The 22,380-nt window shown below is 71.8% G+C and carries 22 protein-coding genes; 14 read left to right on the forward strand and 8 right to left on the reverse strand.

What is annotated here, in order from left to right; genetic code table 11:
• The first annotated feature begins 179 nt into the window (after window positions 1-179).
• Window positions 180-863, forward strand: coding sequence for a hypothetical protein (locus tag AB0C35_RS23230; RefSeq protein WP_358459119.1), 684 nt, complete (start codon window positions 180-182; stop codon window positions 861-863).
• A gap of 6 nt (window positions 864-869) precedes the next feature.
• On the opposite strand, the gene pcrA is transcribed toward AB0C35_RS23230, so the two are convergent.
• Entirely contained in the window at window positions 870-3,125 is a 2,256-nt protein-coding gene (gene pcrA, locus AB0C35_RS23235) for a DNA helicase PcrA (RefSeq protein WP_358459121.1), read from the reverse strand.
• Window positions 3,126-3,458: 333 nt separating this feature from the next.
• Here pcrA and AB0C35_RS23240 point away from each other — a divergent pair, with 333 nt between their 5' ends.
• Both AB0C35_RS23240 and AB0C35_RS23245 read left to right on the forward strand, forming a co-directional pair.
• Window positions 3,459-4,928, forward strand: coding sequence for a hypothetical protein (locus AB0C35_RS23240; protein WP_358459123.1), 1,470 nt, complete (start codon window positions 3,459-3,461; stop codon window positions 4,926-4,928).
• A gap of 34 nt (window positions 4,929-4,962) precedes the next feature.
• Window positions 4,963-5,301 (forward strand): protealysin inhibitor emfourin, encoded by a 339-nt coding sequence (locus tag AB0C35_RS23245; RefSeq protein ID WP_358459125.1) that lies wholly within the window; start codon window positions 4,963-4,965, stop codon window positions 5,299-5,301.
• Window positions 5,302-5,310: 9 nt separating this feature from the next.
• Here the strand turns inward: AB0C35_RS23245 and dhaM are convergent, their stop codons facing one another.
• The 3 genes from dhaM to dhaK are packed head-to-tail and all read right to left on the reverse strand — an operon-like array spanning window position 5,311 to window position 7,381.
• Entirely contained in the window at window positions 5,311-5,706 is a 396-nt protein-coding gene (gene dhaM / locus AB0C35_RS23250; RefSeq protein WP_358459127.1) for a dihydroxyacetone kinase phosphoryl donor subunit DhaM, read from the reverse strand.
• Complete coding sequence (gene dhaL, locus AB0C35_RS23255; protein WP_358459129.1) at window positions 5,703-6,389, reverse strand: dihydroxyacetone kinase subunit DhaL; 687 nt, start codon at window positions 6,387-6,389, stop codon at window positions 5,703-5,705. The genes dhaM and dhaL overlap by 4 nt, the downstream gene beginning before the upstream one ends.
• Entirely contained in the window at window positions 6,386-7,381 is a 996-nt protein-coding gene (gene dhaK / locus AB0C35_RS23260; protein WP_358459131.1) for a dihydroxyacetone kinase subunit DhaK, read from the reverse strand. Before dhaK ends, dhaL begins: the two co-directional genes overlap by 4 nt.
• A gap of 112 nt (window positions 7,382-7,493) precedes the next feature.
• Here dhaK and AB0C35_RS23265 point away from each other — a divergent pair, with 112 nt between their 5' ends.
• The 3 genes from AB0C35_RS23265 to AB0C35_RS23275 all read left to right on the forward strand — a co-directional run bounded on the left by AB0C35_RS23265 (window position 7,494) and on the right by AB0C35_RS23275 (window position 9,910).
• Window positions 7,494-8,459: a nucleoside hydrolase gene (locus AB0C35_RS23265; RefSeq protein WP_358459133.1), complete on the forward strand. Its 966-nt coding sequence runs from the start codon at window positions 7,494-7,496 to the stop codon at window positions 8,457-8,459.
• A 190-nt stretch (window positions 8,460-8,649) separates the two neighbouring features.
• The gene (locus AB0C35_RS23270) at window positions 8,650-9,333 is read left to right on the forward strand and encodes a PIG-L deacetylase family protein (RefSeq protein WP_358459178.1); all 684 of its coding nucleotides are present in this window, start codon (window positions 8,650-8,652) and stop codon (window positions 9,331-9,333) included.
• A gap of 121 nt (window positions 9,334-9,454) precedes the next feature.
• Window positions 9,455-9,910: an SRPBCC family protein gene (locus AB0C35_RS23275; protein WP_358459135.1), complete on the forward strand. Its 456-nt coding sequence runs from the start codon at window positions 9,455-9,457 to the stop codon at window positions 9,908-9,910.
• 126 nt (window positions 9,911-10,036) lie between these two features.
• On the opposite strand, the gene AB0C35_RS23280 is transcribed toward AB0C35_RS23275, so the two are convergent.
• The 3 genes from AB0C35_RS23280 to AB0C35_RS23290 form a co-directional block, all read right to left on the reverse strand.
• On the reverse strand, window positions 10,037-10,798 hold the full coding sequence (locus AB0C35_RS23280; RefSeq protein WP_358459137.1) for a DUF4190 domain-containing protein: 762 nt from the start codon (window positions 10,796-10,798) through the stop codon (window positions 10,037-10,039).
• A gap of 260 nt (window positions 10,799-11,058) precedes the next feature.
• Window positions 11,059-11,688, reverse strand: a complete 630-nt coding sequence (locus AB0C35_RS23285; protein WP_358459138.1) for a response regulator transcription factor — start codon at window positions 11,686-11,688, stop codon at window positions 11,059-11,061.
• 13 nt (window positions 11,689-11,701) lie between these two features.
• Window positions 11,702-12,841, reverse strand: coding sequence for a PspC domain-containing protein (locus tag AB0C35_RS23290; RefSeq protein ID WP_358459180.1), 1,140 nt, complete (start codon window positions 12,839-12,841; stop codon window positions 11,702-11,704).
• A gap of 245 nt (window positions 12,842-13,086) precedes the next feature.
• On the opposite strand from AB0C35_RS23290, the gene AB0C35_RS23295 reads away from it, so the two are divergent.
• The 3 genes from AB0C35_RS23295 to AB0C35_RS23305 all read left to right on the forward strand — a co-directional run bounded on the left by AB0C35_RS23295 (window position 13,087) and on the right by AB0C35_RS23305 (window position 15,467).
• Window positions 13,087-14,472: a PspC domain-containing protein gene (locus AB0C35_RS23295; RefSeq protein ID WP_358459140.1), complete on the forward strand. Its 1,386-nt coding sequence runs from the start codon at window positions 13,087-13,089 to the stop codon at window positions 14,470-14,472.
• Entirely contained in the window at window positions 14,465-14,698 is a 234-nt protein-coding gene (locus tag AB0C35_RS23300; RefSeq protein ID WP_358459142.1) for a hypothetical protein, read from the forward strand. The genes AB0C35_RS23295 and AB0C35_RS23300 overlap by 8 nt, the downstream gene beginning before the upstream one ends.
• A gap of 70 nt (window positions 14,699-14,768) precedes the next feature.
• Window positions 14,769-15,467, forward strand: coding sequence for a TetR/AcrR family transcriptional regulator (locus tag AB0C35_RS23305; RefSeq protein WP_358459144.1), 699 nt, complete (start codon window positions 14,769-14,771; stop codon window positions 15,465-15,467).
• On the opposite strand, the gene AB0C35_RS23310 is transcribed toward AB0C35_RS23305, so the two are convergent.
• Window positions 15,404-15,922 carry a cysteine dioxygenase gene (locus AB0C35_RS23310; RefSeq protein ID WP_358459146.1) on the reverse strand — a complete coding sequence of 173 codons (519 nt, stop codon included), beginning with the start codon at window positions 15,920-15,922 and terminating at the stop codon, window positions 15,404-15,406. The two genes, AB0C35_RS23305 and AB0C35_RS23310, sit on opposite strands and share 64 nt — an antisense overlap.
• A gap of 248 nt (window positions 15,923-16,170) precedes the next feature.
• On the opposite strand from AB0C35_RS23310, the gene AB0C35_RS23315 reads away from it, so the two are divergent.
• The 5 genes from AB0C35_RS23315 to AB0C35_RS23335 all read left to right on the forward strand — a co-directional run bounded on the left by AB0C35_RS23315 (window position 16,171) and on the right by AB0C35_RS23335 (window position 22,309).
• Window positions 16,171-17,745 carry an alkaline phosphatase D family protein gene (locus AB0C35_RS23315; protein ID WP_358459148.1) on the forward strand — a complete coding sequence of 525 codons (1,575 nt, stop codon included), beginning with the start codon at window positions 16,171-16,173 and terminating at the stop codon, window positions 17,743-17,745.
• Between the two features lie 61 nt (window positions 17,746-17,806).
• Window positions 17,807-18,130, forward strand: a complete 324-nt coding sequence (locus AB0C35_RS23320) for a hypothetical protein (RefSeq protein ID WP_358459150.1) — start codon at window positions 17,807-17,809, stop codon at window positions 18,128-18,130.
• A gap of 413 nt (window positions 18,131-18,543) precedes the next feature.
• Window positions 18,544-19,035 (forward strand): (2Fe-2S)-binding protein, encoded by a 492-nt coding sequence (locus AB0C35_RS23325; RefSeq protein ID WP_358459152.1) that lies wholly within the window; start codon window positions 18,544-18,546, stop codon window positions 19,033-19,035.
• Window positions 19,032-21,455, forward strand: a complete 2,424-nt coding sequence (locus AB0C35_RS23330; protein ID WP_358459154.1) for a xanthine dehydrogenase family protein molybdopterin-binding subunit — start codon at window positions 19,032-19,034, stop codon at window positions 21,453-21,455. The genes AB0C35_RS23325 and AB0C35_RS23330 overlap by 4 nt, the downstream gene beginning before the upstream one ends.
• Entirely contained in the window at window positions 21,452-22,309 is an 858-nt protein-coding gene (locus AB0C35_RS23335; RefSeq protein ID WP_358459156.1) for a xanthine dehydrogenase family protein subunit M, read from the forward strand. The genes AB0C35_RS23330 and AB0C35_RS23335 overlap by 4 nt, the downstream gene beginning before the upstream one ends.
• Window positions 22,310-22,380 lie beyond the last annotated feature (71 nt).

Consider the following 22,380-nt stretch of genomic DNA (forward strand, 5'->3'; position numbering starts at 1 on the left):
TGTGGCATTGCTGTTCCGGTATGTGTCTGTTTACTGCACGACGGGCTGGGTCTCGGTGAACCCTCTTGGGCGTCGCGCACGTGCAGCGGGGTAGGGCGTTCCCCCGGCTTGACGGCCCCGTGCCGGCGGGCCGAGGGGGCGCTCCGGCCGACGAGGGCCTGCGGCGCGAGGAGCTCAGCGTGGAACCTGCATCCGGGAAGCGACCGAAGCACGCCCTGCCGCAGCAGGAACGCCTGTGGCCGCCGAGCGCCCGGCCGTTCGTCGCGTTCGGCGTGGCGACCGCGCTGGCCGCCCTCTCCCTGCTGTGGACGGTGTCCGATGATCACAACCGGCCTCCGGGGACGCCGGTGCTCGTCCCTCCCGCGGCCGCCTCACCGAGCCGGGAGGCGCCTCCGGCGAGCCCCACGTCGGCGGCCACGCGGGCGAGCCTCTCGCCGTCGCCGTCCCCGACGAGGTCGACCGCGGGCCCGTCCAGGCGTGCCGCGAAGGTGGACCTGACCAGGCCGGACGACGGCGACGTCCTGTTCGACGACGATGACTTCACCGTCGAGGGGAACGTCAGCGGTCTCGGTGACGATGATCTGCGCATCTTCATCTTCGACGAGGACGACGAGACGTTCTATCTCGCCGACTACGGCCCGGAGGACGTCGGCGGGGACGGGCCGTGGGACATCCGCTCCACCGGCATCGGCACCGATTTCGGGCGCGACGGCGACACCTATCTCGTCCAGGCGGTCCTCGCCGACCGGTCGTGCCGCCGGAGCCTGGACGGGCTGGAACTCGGCAACGACCGCTATCCCGACTTCCGCGACCTCCCGGACGGTTGCCGGGTCGGGGATCAGGTGCGTGTGGAGGAAGACTGACCGGGGTCAGAGTTTTTCGATGGTGGCGTAGCGGAGGACCAGGGTTCTGACGCCGTATTCGCCGCCGAAGTCGACGCTGGCCTTTTCGCCCCGGTCGTAGACCGAGACGACGGTGCCCAGGCCGAAGGCGTCGTGGGTGACCTTGTCGCCTGGGGACAGAGACGGGACGGGACGGTTGCCCGGGGACCGGGTCCCGGGGCGGGCGGCCATTTGGGCCATCGCGGAACCGGAGGTGGACGACGCCTCGCGTTCCCATTCGACCAGGCTTTTCGGGACTTCGCCGAGGAAGCGGGACGGCGGGTTGACCTGCGGGGCGCCCCACGAACTGCGCATCGTGGCGCGGGAAAGGTAAAGGCGCCGGCGGGCGCGGGTGATGCCGACGTAGGCGAGGCGGCGTTCCTCTTCGAGTTCCTTGGGATTGCTCATGGCGCGCAAATGCGGGAAGACGCCGTCCTCCATGCCGGTGAGGAAGACGACGGGGAATTCCAGGCCCTTGGCGGTGTGCAGGGTCATGAGGGTGACGACGCCGTGTTCGGTTTCCTCGGGCTGTTCACCGGGCGGGACGGGGTTGCCCTTGGCGCCGCCGGGAATGGAGTCGGCGTCGGCGACCAGGGCGACCTGCTCAAGGAATTCGGCGAGGCGGCCTTCGGCGGGTTCGCCGTCGAGGCGTTCTTCGAATTCGCGGGCGACGGCTTCGAGTTCCTGGAGGTTCTCGACGCGGGTCTCGTCCTGCGGGTCCTTGGACGCCTGGAGTTCGGCGAGGTAGCCGCTGGCCTTGAGGACCTCGGCGACGAGGTCGGCGGGCGTGAGGGATTCGGCGGCGACGCCGAGTTCGTCGAGGAGGGCGACGAAGTCGCGGACGGCCTTGATGGAGCGGGTGGCCATGCCGGGGACGTCCTCGGGCACCCGCAGCGCCTGCCAGAACGAGATGCGCTCGCGGGACGCGTACGCCTCGACGCACGCCTCGGCGCGGTCGCCGATGCCGCGTTTGGGGACGTTCAGGATGCGGCGCAGAGAGACGGTGTCCTCGGGGTTGGCGAGGCAGCGCAGGTAGGCGAGCAGGTCGCGGATCTCCTTGCGCTCGTAGAAGCGGACACCGCCGACGACCTTGTAGGGCAGGCCGACGCGGATGAACACTTCTTCGAAGACGCGCGACTGGGCGTTGGTGCGGTAGAAGACGGCGACGTCGCCGGGGCGGGCCGCGTCGTCGTCGGTGAGGCGGTCGACCTCGCGGGCGACGAACGCGGCCTCGTCGTGCTCGTTGTCGGCCACATAGCCGGTGATCTTGTGGCCTTCGCCCTGGTCGGACCAGAGCTTCTTCGGCTTGCGGTCGGCGTTGCGCTCGATGACCGCGTTGGCCGCCGACAGGATCGTCTGCGTGGAGCGGTAGTTCTGCTCCAGGAGGATCGTGGTGGCGTCCGGGTAGTCGCGCTCGAACTCCAGGATGTTGCGGATCGTCGCGCCGCGGAACGCGTAGATCGACTGGTCGGCGTCGCCGACGACGCACAGTTCGGCCGCGCCGATGCCCTCGACGGGGGCGGTCAGCTCCCGGACGAGTTCGTACTGCGCGTGGTTGGTGTCCTGGTACTCGTCCACGAGGACGTGCCGGAACCGGCGCCGGTAGTGCTCGGCGGCCTCCGGGAAGACCTGCAGCAGGTTGACCGTCAGCATGATCAGGTCGTCGAAGTCCATGGCGCCGGCCTGCTGGAGGCGCGCCTGGTACATCTCGTACGCCTCGGCGAGCGTCTGCTCCATGTGGGTGGACGCGCGGTCCTTGAACGTCTCGTAGTCGATCAGCTCGTTCTTCAGGTTGGACACCTGGGCGCTGAACGACTTCGGCGGGTAGCGCTTGGGGTCGAGGTCGAGCTCGCGGCAGACGAGCGCCATGAGCCGGTTCGCGTCGGCCTGGTCGTAGATCGAGAAGCTCGTGGGGAACCCGAGGCGCTTGGCCTCGCGGCGCAGGATCCGGACGCAGGCGGAGTGGAACGTCATCACCCACATGGCGCGCGAGCGGTTGCCGACGAGGGCGTCGACGCGTTCCTTCATCTCGGCGGCGGCCTTGTTGGTGAACGTGATCGCCAGGATCTGGCCGGGGTGCACGTCGCGTTCGCCGAGCAGGTGGGCGACGCGGTGGGTGAGCACCCGGGTCTTGCCCGAGCCGGCGCCCGCGACGATCAGCAGGGGGCCGCCGGAGTGCACGACGGCGGCGCGCTGCTGCGGGTTGAGGCCATCGAGCAAGGGGTGAGCTTCGGTCTTCGACATCACGTGCGAGTCTACGGCTCGGCGCGGACGTTTTCGGCGCGTCCGCCCAGCCCGGCCCGGCGACGGCGTGCGCGCCGGCCGTACGACCGCATGTGGAACGGTCCCGCGGCTGCATGTGGACAGATGAGGGGTCTTTTGGACTTCCCGGGTTGACTGGATCTCCTGACCGGCGGACCGTTCTCCTCGAACAGGGCGGATACGAGACCCGCCGGACCCGTACCGGACCGGCCCGTCCCACCGGAGTGCATGGCCCCGCACCGCATCCCCGCATGTCCGCCCACAGGAGCGCAGAGTCAGCAGGACTCGCGCACCGTAATGGGGAGGGTGGTTTCGATGACGATCCACCAGCACGACATCCAGGCACAGCGGGACACCGAGCCGGCGGCGGAGGTTCCCGCTCAGTGGCCGGGACGGGGGCCCCAGGCCGCCGCTCAGGGGCAGGCCGCCCCGCCCGTACCGCGGCCCGCTCCGCGTCCGGTGCCGATTCCGGTGCCGCCGAGGACCGGTCACCGGATGTTCGTCTACAAGCAGGACCCGTCCGTCACTGAGCTGGGCGCCCGGATGGCCTTCATCCCGACCGTGGTGCTGAACGGCCCGGCGGACGCGCGCGTCAAGATCGAACTGCCGGGCGTCACCCCGGTCGCGCGCAACATCAGCGGCGACTTCGTGTTCAACGCCGGAACCCCGCAGTTCGACTGCGCCCACACGTTCGCCGTCGTCCGGCAGACGATGGCGATGTACGAACGGCACAACGGCGGCGAACCGATCCCGTTCGCGTGGAACGGCGGCGGCAACACCGACCCCATCACGGTGTTCCCGCACGCCGCCGCGGGCGCGAACGCGTTCTACAGCCGGACGGCCCAGGCGTTGAAGTTCTTCTTCTTCACCCCGGAGCCGCGCGGCTCGTCGGGGGTCGTCCACACGTGCCGCTCGCTCGACATCGTCGCGCACGAGACCGGCCACGCGCTGCTGGACGGGCTGAAGCCGGGCTGGCTGTCGGCGGGCAATCCGCCGCAGACCGGCGGCCTGCACGAGTCGTTCGGCGACCTGACGGCGATCTTCCTGGCGCTGGCCCAGCCGGACCAGGCCGACGCGCTGGTGGCGCTCACCAAGGCGAACCTGCACGACAAGTCGTTCCTCGCCGACCTCGCCGAGGAGTTCGGCCAGGCGCTCGGCATGCCGTCCGGGCTCCGCAACGCCGACAACGACCTGAAGCTGAGCCAGGTCGGCAACGAGGTCCACGCGATCTCGCAGGTGTTCACCGGCGCCGTCTACGACGTGCTCGCGGACGTCTACGCGTTCGAGATGAGCAGGCAGCGCCGCACGAAGGACCCGGCGCTCGTGCTGATCGAGGTCGCGTCCGGGCTGTGCCGGCTGGTGTTCGACGCGATCGTCGCGTCCCCGGCGACGGGCGCGGGGTACGCGGACGTGGCGAACAAGATGCTGCAGATCTCGGCGACGCGCGGCGACCCGGCGATCTACCGGACGTTCGTCCGCAACCGGTTCGCGGTCCGCGAGGTCACGACCGCGGCGACGCCGCTGACCGACCTGATGAGCGGGCAGATGAGGATGACGGACGCCGCCTACACCGGGGACGGGCAGGACGTCACCGAGGTCGAGCCGTACGACGAGCGGTCGGCGAGCCTGCGGGCCGAGCAGGACAGGTCCCGCTGCTGCGGCACGATGCAGATGCCCGAGTACGAGGTCGTCGCGCCCGAGAAGCTGGCCATGGGGGGTTCCCTGGAGGACGATGACATCCTCCGGGACGATCTCGAAGTACTGCGCCGCGCCTTCGGCAAGTAGCCCGAGGCCGGCCCCGGCGGGAGGTGCGGACTCCATGCGCGTGAAGATCGAGAGTACCGGCGGGTTCACCGGCCGGCAGGCGGTCGTCGCGCTCTACGACACCGCCGCGCTCCCCGCCGGGCCGGCCGTGCGGATCCGGGAGGCGGTGGACGCGCTCGCCGCCGCGCAGGCGCGCGGCGACGAGGGCGAGGTCGGCGCCGACCTCCCCGCGTACCGGATCACCGTCTCCGAGGGCGGCGACGCCTCCGGAGCCGGTGGGGCCGGCGAGGAGACCCGCGTGTACGAGGTGCGCGGCGACCCGGCGACGGGCGTGGCGTCCGTCCTCGGCACCCTCCTCGCGGGCCCTGACGCGGCGGGCCCCGACGCGACCTGAACCCGCGGGTCAGCGGGTCTTGCGGTGGTCGTAGGCGGATTCGGCGGCGGCGTGGACGGCGGCGAGGTCGGCGCCCGCCGCCGCCATGGAGGCTGCGGCGACCGCGCCCTCGACGAGCGGCGCGTCCGCGAGCAGCACGTCGCCGCCGTCGGTGTCCTCGATGAGCATCTTGGCGGTGAGGACGGAGCTGCCCAGGTCGGCGAGCAGCAGGACGCCGTCGCCGCCGTCCGCCGCGGCGACGGCGCCCTCGACGAGGTCGACGCTCGTGCCGAGCCCGCCCTCGGAGTCGCCTCCCGCGGGCTCCACGACGGCCTTGCCGACGCCCATGGCCCGCGCCACTTCGGCGACGCCCTCCGCGAGCGTCCGGCTATGGGAGATCACGACGATCCCGACCATCCGCCTCATCCCTCCCCTGAGGCCGCGTCGGCCGCGACGACGTCGGACAGGGCGCGCAGGATGAGGGCGGTGGACGACGCACCCGGGTCCATGTGGCCGATACTGCGCGCACCCAGGTAGCTGGCCCGGCCCTTGCGCGCCTGCATCGGGACGGTCGCGTCCGCGCCCTCGGCCGCCGCGCCGGCGGCGACGCTGACGCAGCCGGGGAGGTCGGCGCCGTCCGCGAGCGCCGCCTCGTACGCCGCGACGGCGGGGGCCAGCGCGTCGATCATCGTCTTGTCGCCCTCGGCGGCCTTCCCGAGGTCCTGGACGCCCTCCAGCGCGGCGCGGAGCGCGGCCCCGAGCGCGGCGGCGTCCACGTCGGCGGTGTCGCCGAGCGCCTTGCCCGCGCGGCGCAGCGCCGTCCCGTAGAGGGGACCGGACGCGCCGCCGGTCTTGGACACGATGGCCCGGCCGGCGGCGATCAGCACCTTGCCGGGCGGGACGTCCCCGGGCGACGCCTCGCCGGACAGGGCTTCGGTGGCGGCGCGGAACCCCCGGTCGAGGTTGAGGCCGTGGTCGCCGTCGCCGATGGCGGCGTCCAGCCGCGTGAGCCGGTCGGCGTCGGCGGCGACGAGTTCGGCGGCGTGCCGGATCCAGGAAACGGCGTCCCCCGCCTTCATCGAGCCCGCGTTCATCGAGCTCGCGTTCACCGGCCCCACCGCAGCCCGGGGGTCTCGACGGGCGCGTCCCAGAGGCGGGTCAGCTCGGGCGTCAGCCGGCACACGCTGATCATGCAGCCGGCCATCTCCAGGCTCGTGACGTACGGCCCGACCAGGGGACGGACGACGGTCGCGCCGTGCCCGTCCAGCCACTCCGCCGCCGCCGCGTACGCGACGTACTGTTCGATCAGCGGGGTGCCGCCCATTCCGTTCACCAGCACCAGCACCTCGGACCCCGACAGCGGCATGTCGGCGTCGATCGCGCTGAGCGAGGCGTCCACGATCTCCGCCGCCGTACCGATCCTGACGCGTTCGCGGCCGGGTTCGCCGTGGATGCCGATGCCGAGCTCCATCTCGTCCTCGCCCAGCTCGAACGTCGGCGTCCCGGCTGCGGGGACCGTGCACGACGACAGCGCGACCCCGAACGACCTGCTGCGCTCGTTCACCTCACGCGCCACGGCCGCGACGGCGCCGGCCGCCGCCCCCTCCTCGGCGAGCGCGCCGGCGATCTTCTCCGCGAACAGCGTGGCGCCGGTGCCGCGGCGTCCCGCGGTGAAGGTGCTGTCCTCGACGGCGACGTCGTCGTCGAGGATGACGGACGCGACCTCGATGTCCTCGTCCTCGGCCAGCTCGGCGGCCATATGGAAGTTCATGACGTCGCCGGTGTAGTTCTTGATCAGGTGGACGACGCCGGCGCCGCCGTTCACCGCCATCGTCGCGGCGATGATCTGGTCGGGCACCGGGGAGGTGAAGACCTCGCCGCAGCAGGCCGCGTCGAGCATCCCGTGGCCCACGAACCCGGCGTGCAGCGGCTCGTGGCCGGATCCGCCGCCCGACACCAGGGCGACCTTCCCGGCGCGCGGCGCGTCCGCCCGTACGACCGTCCCGTTCCCGGGGTCGACCCGAAGCGAGGGATGCGCGGCGGCCAGGCCGCGCAGCGCGTCGGAGACCACGTCCGCCGGGGCGTTGATGAGTTTGCGCATGTCTCATGCTCTACCCCGGCACGGGCCCGTGTCCCAGGCCCAATCACCGATCATCGCCGGCGGCCCCGATTTCGGGGTGCCGCGGCGCGTCGCGCGGCATTAGGTTGCCTCCGTGACGAGAGCGCGAACGATCCTGTACGACTGCGACACCGGCATCGACGACGCGATGACGCTGCTGTACCTGGCCTCGCTCGTCCGGGCGGGCGACGTGGAGCTGGCCGGCGTCGGCACGGTGCACGGCAACATCGACCCGCTGACCGGCGCGCTGAACACACTGCGCGTGCTGGAACTGGCGGGGATCAAAGCGGGAGAGCAGGGCGTGCCGGTCGCGGTCGGCGCCGCCCGGCCGATGGCGCAGGACGTCCACTACGCGCTCAACTGGCACGGGACGGACGGGCTCGGCGACACGCATCTGCCCGAACCGGCGGGGCGTCCCGTCGCGGAGCCCGCTGCCGCGCAGATCGTCCGGCTGGCGCGCGCCATGCCGGGTGAGCTGACGCTGCTCGCGACGGGCCCGCTGACCAACCTCGGGGCGGCGCTGCTGCTCGACCCCGAGCTGCCCTCATTCGTCCGCGAGGTCGTCGTCATGGGCGGCGCGTTCGACCACCCCGGCAACGCCACGACGCACGCCGAGGCGAACATCTGGCACGACCCGGAGGCCGCCGACCTGGTGTTCGCGGCGGACTGGCCGGTCGTGCTGGTGCCGCTGGACGCCACGCACCCGACCGCGGTCCACGACGACTGGCTCGACCGGCTGGCCGCGCACGACACGGCGGCCTCCCGTTTCGCCGTCCGCATCCTGGAGTTCTACGTCGACGCCTACACGCCCACGCTGCGCCGCCGCGGCGCGGTCATCCACGACGCGCTCGCCGCGATGCTCGCAGTGGACCCGGATATCGGCGAGTACACGCAGCGGCCCGTCCGGGTGGAGCTGCGGGGCGAGCTGACGCGCGGCACGACGGTGTGGGACGCCCGGTCGCTGCCCGCCGAAGACACCCGCCGCCCGGTCCGCGTGGCCGTCGGCAGCGACGTCCCGGCGTTCCGCGAACGCCTGCTCACCGCCGTCCTCTCCCTGTGACCGACCGGATCGGCCTGTCCCTGCGACCGCCGGGATCGGCAGTACCCGTGACCAGCGGGATCGGCCGGACGCCCCCGCCGGTTCCCGGAAACTTGATCTTCCGGAGTGTCGGTGACCGTTCGCAGACCTTATTGTTGAAACCGTGATCAATGTTCTGGACGACGGTGAGGTGCGGCGGGTGCTCGCCGTTATGGCGCATCCGGACGACGTCGACTTCGGTGCGGCCGGGGCGGTGGCGGGCTGGACCGACCGCGGCATCGAGGTCGTCTACCTCATGGTCACCGACGGCGACGCGGGCGGGTTCGACGACGCCGTCACCCGCAAGGAGATGGCCGCCCTGCGGCGCGAGGAGCAGCGCGCGGCGGCCAAGTGCGTCGGCGTGAGCGACGTCCGGTGGCTCGGGTACGCCGACGGACGGGTCGAGGCGACGCTGGACCTGCGCCGCGACATCGCGCGCGTGATCAGGCAGGTGCGGCCGGAGCGGGTGCTGATGCCGAGCCCCGAACGCAACTACGAGCGGATCTACCCGAGCCACCCCGATCACCGGGCGGTCGGCTCGGCGGCGCTCGACGCCGTCTACCCGGACGCCCGCAACCCGTACGCGTTCCCGGAGCTGCTCGCCGACGAGGGCCTGGACGCCTGGACGGCGCGGGAGGTGTGGTTCACCGGCGGCCCCGTCGCGAACCACTACGTCGACATCACCGACCGGTTCGACCGGAAGCTGAACGCGCTGCGGGCCCATGTCAGCCAGACCGGGCACATGGGCGACGGGCTGCCGGAGATGCTGCGCGGCTGGCTGTCGGCCAACGCCGCGGCGGCGGGCCTCCCCGAGGGCCGGCTCGCCGAGTCGTTCCAGGTCATCGACACGGCCTGAACGAGACCGCCCCCGGTGACGCGCGGCCGCGCGGTCACGTTCCAAATTCAATCGCTCACAGGCCGTAATCGTCCTCCGATCGGGCATGTATCCCCATGTGACGGAACTCGGGGGGGTTGTCATGCCGCATGAGATCGAGGCCACCGCCACCTCCAGCGCCGCGCCGGAAGTGATCTTCAAGCATCTGTGCGTGGCGGAGGCATGGGGTGAATGGGGCGGGTTCTGGGTTCGCGGGAGGCGGGAGTCCGCGGGCGAGGACCACCCGAACGGGATCGGCGCCGTCCGGTGCGTCCCGCCCTGGCGCGAAGAGGTCGTCGCCTGGGATCCGCCCCGGCACTACGGCTACATCTCGCTGGCGGGGCCGCCGCCGCGTCGCTTCCGGGCGGACATCACGCTGGAGCCGCATTCGGCGGGGACCTTGGTCCGCTGGCGCGGGGCGTTCGACGGTCTTCCGGGCACGGGGCCGTTCACGCGGACCGTGCTCCGCCGCCGGTTCGGCTTGTACGCCCGAAGGGTGGCGTGGCACTCGGAACGCTGCGAGCCCGGCTGCCCGGCCCGCCTTCCGGGCGCGCTCTGACGCGGACTTGGCGCGAGGGACGAGGGTGCGGGTCCGGGACCGGGCGGCGCGAGCGAAGCTCGTCCTTTGAATGGCGGCGGGTGGGGGCTGGAGGACGGTGGGCCGACCGCCCGTCGGACCGGACCGTCAGGGCCGGAGCGGCCGCGTGAGCTTTCCGCCCTGGTTGGCGGAGACGGCGACGCAGGTGACGTCGCGGTCGCCCTGCCGCCACGACTCGGTGGTGGGGTAGTAGTAGGACGTCGCGAGCGAGCCGGCCGCCGGGTCGCGGCTGAGCTTGCTCCGCATGCGCGGCTTGCATCCGGACGAGGCCAGCGCGTTCATCTGCTGGTCGGTCGGCGTGATGCTGCCCGGCAGCTGGAAGATCGCCACGACCTCGCCGTCGTGGGGGCCGTTGCACGAGACGATCTTCACGCTCTCGACCTCGACCGGCTCCCCGTCGACGGGGGCGTTGGTGGCGCCCTGGTCGTCGTTGATGCAGTCGCCGACCTTCATCTTCTTGGCGTCCACCTCTTTCGGCTTGGTCTCGGACGTGACGGGCAGGCCGCCGGCGTCGTCCGAGGAGGAGCCGGACGCGGCGCCGCGCAGCGCGAAGCCGGCGATGCCGCCGACGAGCCACAGGCACGACAGGACGACGCCGGCGACCGCGAGACCGCGGCCCCTGGCGCCGCTCCGCGTGATCTCACGGAGGGCGATGATCCCGAGGATGAGGCCGAGGACTCCGAAGCAGCCGAGGAGGCCGGTCACGAAGGCCGCGATGGCGAGGCCGCTCGTCTTGTCGCTCCGGTATCCGTGCGGGGGTCCGTAGCCGGGGCCGCCGGGCATGGGCGGGGGCCCGTACCCCGGGCCGGCCGGCATGGGCGGAGGGCCGTAGCCGGGTCCGGCGGACATCGGCGGAGGTGACGGCGGCGCCTGGGGCGGGGGCGAAGGCGGGGCCTGCGGCGGGGGCGGCGCCTGGGGCGCCGGAGAACCTGGGCCGGGCGGGCCGGGCCAGGGGGGAGGGTAGCTCATGGGGAGCGACTGTCCCATACCGGGCAGTGGGGACGATCATGATGTGCGGAAATCGAATATGACGATTCGCACACGCTTATCGGTAAAACGTTTACCCCGGTGCCGCGACGGGGCATACAGCCCGATTGCCCATCAGACCATCAGACGAGCCGGCGGGCGGCGGCCCAGCGCGACAGCTCGTGCCGGTTGGACAGCTGAAGTTTCCGCAGCACGCTGCTCACATGCGTCTCGACCGTCTTGACCGAGATGAACAGCTCCTTCGCGATCTCCTTGTAGGCGTAGCCGCGCGCGATGAGCCGCAGCACGTCCCGCTCCCGCTGGGTGATCTGGTCCAGTTCGGGGTCGACGGCGGGCGCGTCCGTCGCGGCGAACGCGTCCAGGACGAACCCGGCGAGGCGCGGCGAGAACACGGCGTCGCCGTCGGCGACCCGGCCGATCGCGTCGGTCAGCTCCGGCCCCGAGATGGTCTTGGTGACGTAGCCGCGCGCCCCGCCCCGGACGACGCCGATCACGTCCTCCGCCGCGTCCGACACCGACAGCGCGAGGAACTTGGACGTGACGGCGCCGTGCAGGCGGCGCAGCACCTCGATGCCCCCGCCGCCGGGCAGATGCACGTCCAGCAGCACCACGTCCGGCCGCGTCGCGCGGATCACCGCGACGGCCTCGTCGACGTCGCCCGCCTCCCCGACGATCTCGACGCCGCCGCCGAGTTCGGCCTTGACGCCGGTCCGGAACATCTGGTGGTCGTCGACCAGCACGACCTTCTTCAACGGTTCGCTCCGCTCATGTCTTCTTGATCTCCAAACGCACTTCGGTGCCCTCGCCCGGCTCGGTGCGGACGGTGGCCCTGCCGCCGTTGCGCTCCATACGTCCGATGATGGACTCCCGGACGCCCATCCTGTCCTCCGGGACCTGGTCGAGGTCGAATCCCTTGCCGCGGTCGCGGACGAATATGGCGATCTCGTCGCCCTCCACCTCGGCGTACACGGAGACGGACGGGGCCTCGGCGTACTTGGCGGCGTTCACCATCGCCTCCCGGGCGGCCTGCAGCGTGGCGCCGAGCGGCTCGTCCAGCGCGGTGTCGCCCACGCAGACGATCTCGATCGGCACGCCGTGGTCGTCCTCGACCTCGCCCGCCGCCTCCCTGATCGCGGCGGCGAACGTCTGGTCGGGGTCGGCGCGCGGCTGGTAGAGCCAGGTCCGCAGCGTCCGCTCCTGGGAGCGGGCGAGGCGCTGCACCTCGCGGGTGTCGTGCGCGTTCCGCTGGATGAGGGTGAGCGTGTGCAGCACCGAGTCGTGGATGTGCGCGGCCAGCTCGGCGCGCTCCTGGGACCGGATCCGCTCGTGCCGCTCGGCGTCCAGGTCCTGGAAGAGCCGCACCACCCACGGCGTCACGATCACCGCGACGCCGGTGAGGATGATCAGCATGGCGATGACGACGGACCGCGCCTGGGCGGCCTCCACGTTCTGCACCACGACGCCGCCGATGCCGCCGACGACCAGGAGCAGGCCGAGCAGGCTGCGCAGCCACCGCTGCCGCAGCGGGAGCGTCCAGCGCTGCCGCTGGTCGCGGTCGGCCTGCTGCCACAGGATCGCCGCGCCGACGCCGCCGATGACGAACGGCCACAGCGCCCACTGGACGACCCCGGCCGCGCCCCACGGCAGCGCCGCCAGGCCCAGCGTGACGGCCGCGTAGGCGAGCAGCTGGCCCCAGTCGCGGCCACGGCGCCGGCCGGGCGCGCGCTCGGGCTTCTCGGCGGCGGGCACCAGGATCCAGAACGCGACGTACGCGGCGACGCCGAGCCCGCTCGCCATCGTCAGCAGCACGAACGCCACGCGGACGATCACCACGTCCACGCCGAGGTGCCCGGCCAGGCCGCGGCACACACCGGCGACGAGCCTGCCGTCCGCGGCGCGCTCCAGCCGCGGCGCCGCGGCGGGCGTCGCGCCCGCCTGCCCGCCCGCCTGCGTGGGCGGCGGCGGCGCCGTGCCGGGCCGCCCGGCCGTCTGTTCGCTCACCGCCGTCCCTCCCAAGGTTCTGCCACGTTCTCGATCGTCACACGCGCGGCCTCGAACCGCATCAGGGCCTCACCCCAGGCTTACCTCAGGGTCGGATCAGGGACGTCCCCGATACCGTGCGCGGGACGCGGCACGTCACGATGGTGGACATGAGCGAGGGGCACGACTCCAGGAACGACGCCAAGGACGACACCGGCGACCGCGCGGAACAGGGCAGGGGCGCAGGCGGTTACGAGCGGCTGGCGCGCGACGCCGAACGCCGCGTGCTGGCCGGTGTGTGCACCGGGCTCGGCCGCTACACCGGCGTCGATCCCGTCGTCTTCCGGGTGGGGTTCGCGCTCCTGGTCCTCGCGCACGGGCAGGGCATCTTCCTCTACATCGCGGCTGCGCTGCTGATGCCCGCGAGCCCGGGCGAGTCGTCGCTCGCGGAGCAGTTCTTCAAGCGGTGGTTCGACGGCGCGGCCGTGCTGACGATCCTCGGCGCGCTGCTGGGCGCGGGCGTCGTGTTCAGCTTTTTCGGCGGCGTCCCCACCGACGCGATCGCGGTTCTGGTGGTGTTCGGGCTGGTGCTGGTCGTCGCGCACTCGCGGGGCGTGAACCTGGTGGCCGCCGCGCGGTCCGTCCCGGAACGGCTCTCCGGGCATCCGCCAGAGCCTTCCGCGGCCTGGACGCGTTCCGAGAGCGTCACCATCGGCAGCGTCTCCCTGTACAAGGACACGCTGCACAGGGACGCGCTGTACGAGGACGCGCGCACCGGCGCCCCGCCGACCACGAGCGGCGGCGGTCTGCCCGAGGGCATGATCGACCTCGCCGCCTACAGCGCCGCGCACTCGGCCGCGCAGGCCGACGCGCTCTCGGACGACGCACTCCTCGACGAAGACACCGCGCCGCCCGCGACGGCGCCGGCGAAGGAGCACGGCTGCGGGCGCTCCCCCGCCGCGACGATCACGCTGCTGACCGCCATGGCCGCGGGCGCGGCGATGATCCCGGTCGCGCAGCCCTACCCCGCCCCGGACTCCTGGCTGATCGTCATGGCCCCCGCGCTGGCGGTGATCGGGTTCGGCCTCGTCCTCGGCGGCTGGTTCCGGACGCGGGGCCTCGCGACCGCCGGCACCGTGCTGACGGTCGCCATGCTGACCACTGCGGTCGCGGGCGAGATGCCGCGCAACGCCGAGTACGGGGAGGTCGAGTGGCGCCCCATGGACGCCGCGCACACCGGCCAGGAGTACAAGGTCGGCGTCGGGCAGGGGAGACTCGACCTCACCGCCCTCCCCGTCGCCCCCGGGCAGCGGGTCACGATCAACGCGCAGGTGATGCTCGGCGGGCTCGAGGTCACGGTGCCGCGCGCCGCGCGCGTCATGGTGGACGCGAAGATCGCGCTCGGCGACCTGCGGGTCGGCAGCAAGACGACCAGCGGCCCGAACGTCAGGAGCACCGAGGTCATGGAGCCCGAGGGCAGACCCGGCGGCGACCCGCCGGTGATCGTCCTGCGGATTCGCGGGAAGGTCGGAGACGTGGACGTGCGCCGTGGCTGAGCGGCCGGGAACCGGGCGGGACGTGCGCAGGCGGCGGCGGTTCGATCCGGCGGGGCCCGTCACCGGAATGTTCTTCCTCGTCCTCGCGGGCCTGTTCCTGGCGGACGGCCTGTCCGACGAGCGGATCCTGGCCCCGGCGGTGCTGGCCCCGGTGGTGCTGATCGGCCTCGGCCTGGTCGGGACCGTCCGGGTGCTGACCCGCGCGCGCCGCCGCGAACTGCGCTGACCCGGTCTCCCCGCACGTCACGGACGGGAAGTAACCTGACCCCGACGGCAGGTGATCAGAGCGAGGTCGGATGTCAGGTCAGCCCGGGACGCCGGAGACGAGCCGCACGGACGTGCTGCCCGGCTCCCGTTCGGCCCTGGACCCGGGGCGGGCCATCAAGCCCGGACGGCACGGCCTGTCCCCCGAGACCGTCGCCGGCATCCAGCGTGAGCGGCTCATCGACGCGTTCGTCCAGGTCGTGTCGGAACGCGGCTTCGCGCACACCACGATCGGCCGGGTCACCGAGGGCGCGGGCGTCACGAAGAAGACCTTCTACGCGCACTTCATGGACCTGGACGAGTGCTTCCTCGCCGCCTACCAGCGCGGCATGGACATCCTGCTCGCCCGCATGACGGAGGCCTACGAGGCCGCGCCGACGTGGCCGGACGGGATCCACGCGGCGCTGCGCACCATGCTCGCCGCCCTCGCCCGCGAGCCGCGGTTCGCGCGGGCCTCGCTGGTGGAGGTGAACGCGGCGGGCCCGCGGGTCCGGCAGGCGCGCATCGACAACCTCGCCCGGTTCCGCGCCTTCTTCGACGACCCGTCGGTGGCCTCGGTCCCGGTCGCCGTGGTGGACGCGATCGTCGGCGGCATCTACAGCGCGATCCACGTCCAGATGGAGACGGGCGAGGCGGAGGAACTGAATTCGCTGCTGCCGTCCCTCACCTACTTCGTGCTGCTGCCCCTCATCGGCCGCGAGGCGGCGTCCCCGTACCTGTCCGAGACCTGACGGGTCACACCGGCCGGGACGTCCGGGACCGCGGCGTCCGAAGGGGCCTCCGCGCCGGCGTGCAGGCTGACCGCGAACGCCGGCCCCGGGTTCGTCAGTGCGCGCGGCCCCCCGTGCACCCGCACCCGGTTGGCGCGCAGCGGGCGTTCGGTGACGCCGTCCCGCGTGATCGTCACCTCCGCCAGCTCACCCGCGATCAGCGTGCTGACCTGCCCGTGAATCGTCCCGCCGTGGCCGGGCGGCCACGTGGTGAGCCACACCCGGTCGTCGAGCCGGACGTGCACCGGCCGTTCGGCGTCGAAGCCGACGAGCCGCCACCACTCGCCGGGTCGTCCGGCGAGGTCGCGGACACGGCCAGCGAGCTGCCCCGGCGTGGGAGGACGGACGGAGGCGGCGCGGCCGTGCGGATCGTCCTGGCCGCGCATGGTGAGGTCGGGAACCACGGAAAGGTCCACGGAAAAGGTCCTTCGTGTACGTGTGTCGGCTGGAAAGAGGCGGGAATCAGCGGCAACACGAAGGACACAGCGCGCTGGCCACGCGGCAGAACGCCACGGGGCTGTCGATGAAGACTCGCGCTGGCACGCACATAAGAAGACACTCGGTAACCAACGGTTGTCAAGTGGAACACCGGGACGCCACCCGGAATCCGTTCGGCCCCGAGAGCATGCAGCACGGAAATGGATCAAGGGAACGGAGGTCCGCGATGGACCGTCGAAGCGTGCTGCGCGGTGGGCTGGCCACGACCGGCGGGGCGGCGCTCGCCCTGCTCACCGGCGGGGGGTCGGCGTCCGCCCGCATCCCCGGGGAGGGGCCGGCGCTGCTCGGGCGGGGCCGGCCGCGCCTGACCCACGGCGTGCAGAGCGGCGACGTGACCGCCCACGAGGGCGTGGTGTGGGCGCGCTCCGACCGTCCCGCCCGCATGCTGGTGGAGGTGAGCCGCCGCCCCGACTTCCGGCACGCCCGCACGGTCCGCGGACCCGTCCTCACGCCGGACACGGACCTGACCGGCAAGACGTTCCTGCGCGGCCTGCCGTCCGGTGAGGAACTGCACTACCGCGTCCGGCTGGCGGGTCTGGACCGCCACTCGGACGTCTCGGAACCGGTCGCGGGCCGCCTCCGCACCGCGCCACGCCTCCACGCGGGGGCGCGGCACCGCCGCGACATCCGGTTCGTCTGGTCGGGCGACCTCGCGGGCCAGGGCTGGGGCATCAACCCCGAGCTCGGCGGCTACCGCATCTTCACGGCGATGGGCGCCCTCGACCCCGACTTCTTCCTGTGCAGCGGCGACCTCGTCTACTCCGACGGTCCTCTCAGCGAGACGGTGAAGCTCCCGGACGGCCGCACGTGGCGCAACATCGTCACGCCCGAGAAGTCGGCCGTCGCGCAGACCGTCGCCGAATTCCGGGGGCAGTTCCGCTACAACTTGGAGGACGCCAACCTGCAGGCGTTCAACGCCCGCGTCCCGATGCTCTACCAGTGGGACGACCACGAAACCGTCAACAACTGGTATCCGGGCGAAATCCTCGACCTTCCCCAGTACACCGAGAAGCGCGTGGACGTTCTGGCCGCCCGCGCCCGCAGGGCGATGTTCGAGTACACCCCGGTCAGGACGGCCCGCCCTGGCCGCCTCTACCGGAGGATCTCCTACGGGCCGCTGCTGGACGTCTTCATGCTCGACATGAGGTCCTACAAGAACGCGAACGACGCCAACACCTCCCCGTCCCAGCGGGAGGGCCTCCTGGGCGCCGAGCAGTCGGCCTGGCTCAAGCACGAACTCCGCCGCTCGAACGCCACCTGGAAGGTCATCGCGGCCGACCTGCCCATCGGCCTGATCGTCCCCGACGGCACCGCACAGGAAGGCGCCGCCCAGGGCGACGACGGCGTCCCGCTGGGCCGCGAACGCGAAATCGCGGATCTGCTCTCCTACGCCAAGCGTCACCGTGTCCGGAACATGGTCTGGCTGACGGCCGACGTCCACTACACGGCCGCCCACTACTACGACCCCTCGAAGGCCGCGTTCTCCGACTTCGACCCCTTCTGGGAGTTCGTCTCGGGCCCTCTCAACGCGGGTGGTTTCGGGCCTGCCGATCTCGACGGGACCTTCGGTCCCGAACCCAAGTTCGTCCAGGCGCCGCCGCACCCGAACACGTCTCCCGCTGAGGGCTTCCAGTTCTTCGGCGAGGTCGAGATCGACGCGCACACCGCGACACTGACCGTCCGCCTCAGGGACCTGGACGGCGAGATTCTCCACACACACGCCCTCACCCCCCGCCGCTGAGGGCCGGGCTTCCGGCGGCGCATGGCACATCTCCCGGGCGGCGCATGGGACCATCGTCGGCGTGAAACGCGCATATGTCGTGCCGGGGCTCGGTGTCTCGCTGGGGCTCTGCCTCGCCCTGTCCGCCTGCTCGAACGGCGCCGAGGACAAGAAGGCCGACTGCGCGAAGATCTCGTCCGCGCTCTCCGCGACGCCGGACCCGAGCGCGGAGCAGGTGCTCGCCACCCTGCGCAAGGTCCGCCCGAGCCTCAAGGACGACGATCTCGCCGACCAGGTCGACACGGTCATCGCCTCGGGCGGCAAGGACAAGATGTCGGACGAGGAGACCCTGCGTTTCGCCGAGGCCGCCGAGAAGATCCGCGACGCCTGCGATCTCAGCGGCTGAGGATCAGATACGCGATCCAGGTGAGGACGAGGGTCACGACCAGCGACCCCAGACATCCCAGTCGAGATGAGAAGAAGAAGAACATAAGCGGCCCCTACCCTGGAAACTCCGCTTATCGCCTGCCCGGTATCGGCCCTCGGGCGCCACACGGTACGGCGGTGCGGCGGAGCCGCCGACGACGGCATCGTCGGGCCGAGGGCCGGGCGGATTCTGCATCGCGTGCGCTGGCGGCCATCGTTCGCTCAGACGTCGGTAAATAACCGACGTCGGGGGCTAGTACGGAATTCAACCGCGGCATAGGTTCGTATGGTCGCCTTCCACGGAGGGGGCCCCGATGACGTGGCCGGACCAGCGAGCCCCACCCAGGAACGTCTCTCTCGAAGTCCACCCCGAGACGTCCCTGGGAGAAACGCATGCCACGTATCCGTGTCGAGGTCGACGGCGCGACGTATGAAGACGACGTCGAACCGCGCCTCCTTCTGATTCACTACCTGCGCGAACGGCTGGGGAAGGTCGGCACCCCCGTCGGGTGCGACACCAGCAACTGCGGAGCCTGCACCGTCCTGATGGACGGGATGAGCGTGAAGAGCTGCTCCGTGCTCGCCGTCCAGGCGGACGGCAGCGACGTGACCACCATCGAGGGCCTCGGCATCGACGGCGGCACGCATCCGATGCAGCGCGCCTTCCACGAGGAGCACGCGCTCCAGTGCGGTTACTGCACGCCCGGCATGATCATGGCGTCTCTCGACCTGCTCCGGGAGAACCCGGACCCGTCCGAGGAAGAGGTCCGGGACGGGCTGGAGGGCAACCTGTGCCGGTGCACGGGCTACCAGAACATCGTCAAGGCCGTCCGGCGCGCCGCGAGCGAGATGCGCGACCCCGCGGGACAGGAGGTGACGCCGTGACCGCCGTCGAGGGCAACGCCGTGACCACGCGGGAGGTCGGCTCACCGCGCAAGCGGTCCGAGGACGCCCGGCTCATCACCGGCCGGACGAAGTGGACCGACAACATGACGCCGGCGGGGACGCTGCACGTCGCGTACCTGCGCAGCCCGTACGCACACGCACGGATCACCCGCGTCGACACGTCCCAGGCGAAGAACAGCCCCGGGGTGGTCGCCGTGTTCAGCGGCGAGGACCTGGCCGACGAGCAGGGGTCGCTGCCGTGCGCGTGGGTCGTCACCGACGACATGAAGCATCCGGACCATCCGCCGATGGCCGTGAAGGAGGTCCGGTACGTCGGCGAGCCGGTGGCGTGCGTGGTGGCCCGCGACAAGTACGCGGCCGTCGACGCCCTGGAAGAGATCGACATCGACTACGAGCCGCTGCCCGCGGTCGTGAACATGGAGGCGGCCATAGCGGGAGGCGCCGACCTCGTTCACGAAGACCTGGGGACGAACAAGTCCTACACGTGGGTGTTCGAGAACGGTGATCTGGACGCCGCGATGCGGGACGCCCCGGTCGTCATCGAACGCAAGTACGTGCAGCAGAGGCTCATCCCGACGGCGATGGAGCCGCGGTCGGTTCTGTGCGTCCCGGACGGGGACGACTTCACGCTGTTCTCGGCCACGCAGATCCCGCACATCCTGCGGCTGATGCTGGCCACCGTCACAGGGATCCCCGAGCACCACATCCGGGTCGTCGCACCGGACGTCGGCGGCGGCTTCGGCTCCAAGCTGCAGGTGTACGGGGAGGAGGTCATCGCGCTGCTGCTCGCCCGCAGGCTCGGCCGTCCGGTCAAGTGGACGGAGTCGCGCAGCGAAGGCAACATGACCGTCCACCACGGACGCGACCAGATCCAGCGGCTCACGCTCGCGGCAGAGCGGGACGGGCGGATCCGCGGCCTGAAGGTGGATCTGCTGGCGGACATGGGGGCGTACCTCATGCTCGTCACTCCGGGCATCCCGCTGCTGGGCGCGTTCATGTTCAACGGCATCTACAAGATGGACGCCTTGTCGTTCACCTGCACGGGGGTCTTCACGACGAAGGTGCCCACGGACGCCTACCGCGGCGCGGGCAGGCCGGAGGCCACGTTCGCGATCGAGCGGATGATGGACGAGCTCGCAGCCGAACTGGGCGTCGACCCCATCGAGGTGCGGCGCCGCAACTGGATCGCGCACGAGGAGTTCCCGTACGAGACGGTCGCGGGCCTCACGTACGACTCGGGCAACTACGAGGCGGCGACGGACAAGGCGCTGGAGCTGTTCGAGTACGACAAGCTGCGCGCCGAGCAGGCGGACCGTCGTGAACGGCAGGATCCGGTGCAGCTGGGCATCGGGGTGTCCACGTTCACCGAGATGTGCGGTCTCGCGCCGTCCCGCGTCCTGGGCTCGCTGTCCTACGGCGCGGGCGGCTGGGAACACGCGGCGGTGCGTGTGCTGGCGTCCGGCAAGGTGGAAGTGGTCACCGGTTCGTCCCCACACGGTCAGGGCCATGCGACGGCGTGGGCGCAGATCACCGCGGACCGGCTCGGTGTGCCGTTCGAGGACGTGAAGGTCCTGCACGGCGACACGGCCATCTCGCACAAGGGCATGGACACGTACGGTTCGCGTTCACTGGCCGTGGGCGGGGTCGCGCTCTACTCGGCATGCGAAAAGGTGGTCGACAAGGCCCGCAAGGTCGCGGCGCATCTGCTGGAGGCGTCCGAACAGGACCTCGACTTCAGCGGCGGACGGTTCAGCGTCCGCGGCGTCCAGGAGGAGGGCAAGACGCTCCAGGAGGTCGCACTGGCCGCGTTCGCCGCGCACGACCTGCCCGACGGCATCGAGCCGTCGCTGGACTCCGACGCCACGTTCGACCCGGACAACTTCTCCTTCCCGCACGGCACGCACCTGTGCGCCGCCGAGGTCGACACCGAGACGGGGATGGTGAAGCTCCGCAAGTACGTGGCGGTCGACGACGTCGGGAACGTCGTGAACCCGCTCATCGTGGAGGGGCAGGTGCACGGCGGCCTCGCGCAGGGCATCGCGCAGGCCCTCTACGAGGAGGCCGTGTACGACGCGGAAGGGAACCTGACGACGACCACGATGGCCGACTACCTGATCCCGTCGGCGGCGGACCTGCCCACGTTCACGACCGACCGCACCGAGACGCCCGCGACGTCCAACCCGATGGGCGTGAAGGGCGTCGGCGAGGCGGGCACGATCGCCTCGACGCCCGCGGTCGTCAACTCGATCGTGGACGCGCTGCGCCCGCACGGCGTGCAGGACGTGGCGATGCCGTGCACGCCCGAACGCGTCTGGCGCGCACTGCAGGGAGAAGCGAAACCGCGGGCCGCCGAACCCGGCGCGGGCGGCGGACTCGGCTCGGCCGGAGGTGCACAGTGATCCCCGCGACGTTCGACTACACCCGTCCCGCCTCGGTGGACGACGCCGTCCGCGCGCTGTCCGACGCGGGCGACGACGTCAAGGTGCTCGCCGGCGGGCAGAGCCTCATGCCGCTGCTGCGGATGCGGCTCGCCATCCCGGAGAAGCTCGTCGACGTCGGCAGGATCGACACGCTCCGGGAGATCCGCGAGGAGGGCGACTCGGTCGTCATCGGCTCGATGGCGACGCACCACCAGGTGATCCGCGATCCGCTGGTCCGCGAGTACGCGCCGCTGATCGCGGTGGCGGCGGAGACGGTCGCCGACCCGGCCGTCCGGCATCGGGGCACGTTCGGCGGGTCGCTGGCGCACGCGGACCCGGCGGGCGACCTGCCGGCCGTCGCGCTGGCGCTGGACGCGGTGTTCCTCGTCCGGTCCGGGCGCGGCGACCGGGAGATCCCCGCGTCGGAGTTCTTCGTCGACTGGATGACGTCGGCGATGGAGCCGGACGAGCTGCTCATGGGCGTGCGCGTACCGAAGCTGGGGTCCGGCTGGGGCGTGCACTACGAGAAGTTCCACCGGACGGCCCAGGCGTGGGCGATCGTCGGGGTCGCGTGCGCCGTCCGCCGCAACGGCGACGGGATCGAGGAGGCGCGCGTCGCGCTGACCAACATGGGGCCCGCCCCGGTCAGGGCCGGCGCGGTGGAGATCGCGATCAGGGGCGGCTCCGCGTCGGACGACGCGTTCAGGACCGCGGCGGCGCAGGCCGCGGCGGGCACCGAGCCGCCCACCGACCTGCACGGCTCATCCGAGTACCGGACCCATCTGGCGACGGTGCTCACCGCGCGGGCCCTGAGCGCCGCCGCGGGTGCCTGACCCGGGTGTGCGCTGACGGTCGTCCACGCGAGGCCCCTTCTCGGGGTCTGCCTGGGCCACCAGGTGATCGC

This window comes from Spirillospora sp. NPDC048819, assembly GCF_040650055.1.
Classification (GTDB): domain Bacteria; phylum Actinomycetota; class Actinomycetes; order Streptosporangiales; family Streptosporangiaceae; genus Spirillospora.

Coding starts and splice junctions, on each gene's coding strand:
- pcrA (WP_358459121.1), bottom strand. CDS start 3,125: ATGTCGAAGACCGAAGCTCACCCCTTGCTCGATGGCCTCAACCCGCAG.
- AB0C35_RS23240 (WP_358459123.1), top strand. CDS start 3,459: ATGACGATCCACCAGCACGACATCCAGGCACAGCGGGACACCGAGCCG.
- AB0C35_RS23245 (WP_358459125.1), top strand. CDS start 4,963: ATGCGCGTGAAGATCGAGAGTACCGGCGGGTTCACCGGCCGGCAGGCG.
- dhaM (WP_358459127.1), bottom strand. CDS start 5,706: ATGAGGCGGATGGTCGGGATCGTCGTGATCTCCCATAGCCGGACGCTC.
- dhaK (WP_358459131.1), bottom strand. CDS start 7,381: ATGCGCAAACTCATCAACGCCCCGGCGGACGTGGTCTCCGACGCGCTG.
- AB0C35_RS23270 (WP_358459178.1), top strand. CDS start 8,650: ATGGCGCATCCGGACGACGTCGACTTCGGTGCGGCCGGGGCGGTGGCG.
- AB0C35_RS23275 (WP_358459135.1), top strand. CDS start 9,455: ATGCCGCATGAGATCGAGGCCACCGCCACCTCCAGCGCCGCGCCGGAA.
- AB0C35_RS23280 (WP_358459137.1), bottom strand. CDS start 10,798: ATGTCCGCCGGACCCGGCTACGGCCCTCCGCCCATGCCGGCCGGCCCG.
- AB0C35_RS23295 (WP_358459140.1), top strand. CDS start 13,087: ATGAGCGAGGGGCACGACTCCAGGAACGACGCCAAGGACGACACCGGC.
- AB0C35_RS23305 (WP_358459144.1), top strand. CDS start 14,769: ATGTCAGGTCAGCCCGGGACGCCGGAGACGAGCCGCACGGACGTGCTG.
- AB0C35_RS23315 (WP_358459148.1), top strand. CDS start 16,171: ATGGACCGTCGAAGCGTGCTGCGCGGTGGGCTGGCCACGACCGGCGGG.
- AB0C35_RS23325 (WP_358459152.1), top strand. CDS start 18,544: ATGCCACGTATCCGTGTCGAGGTCGACGGCGCGACGTATGAAGACGAC.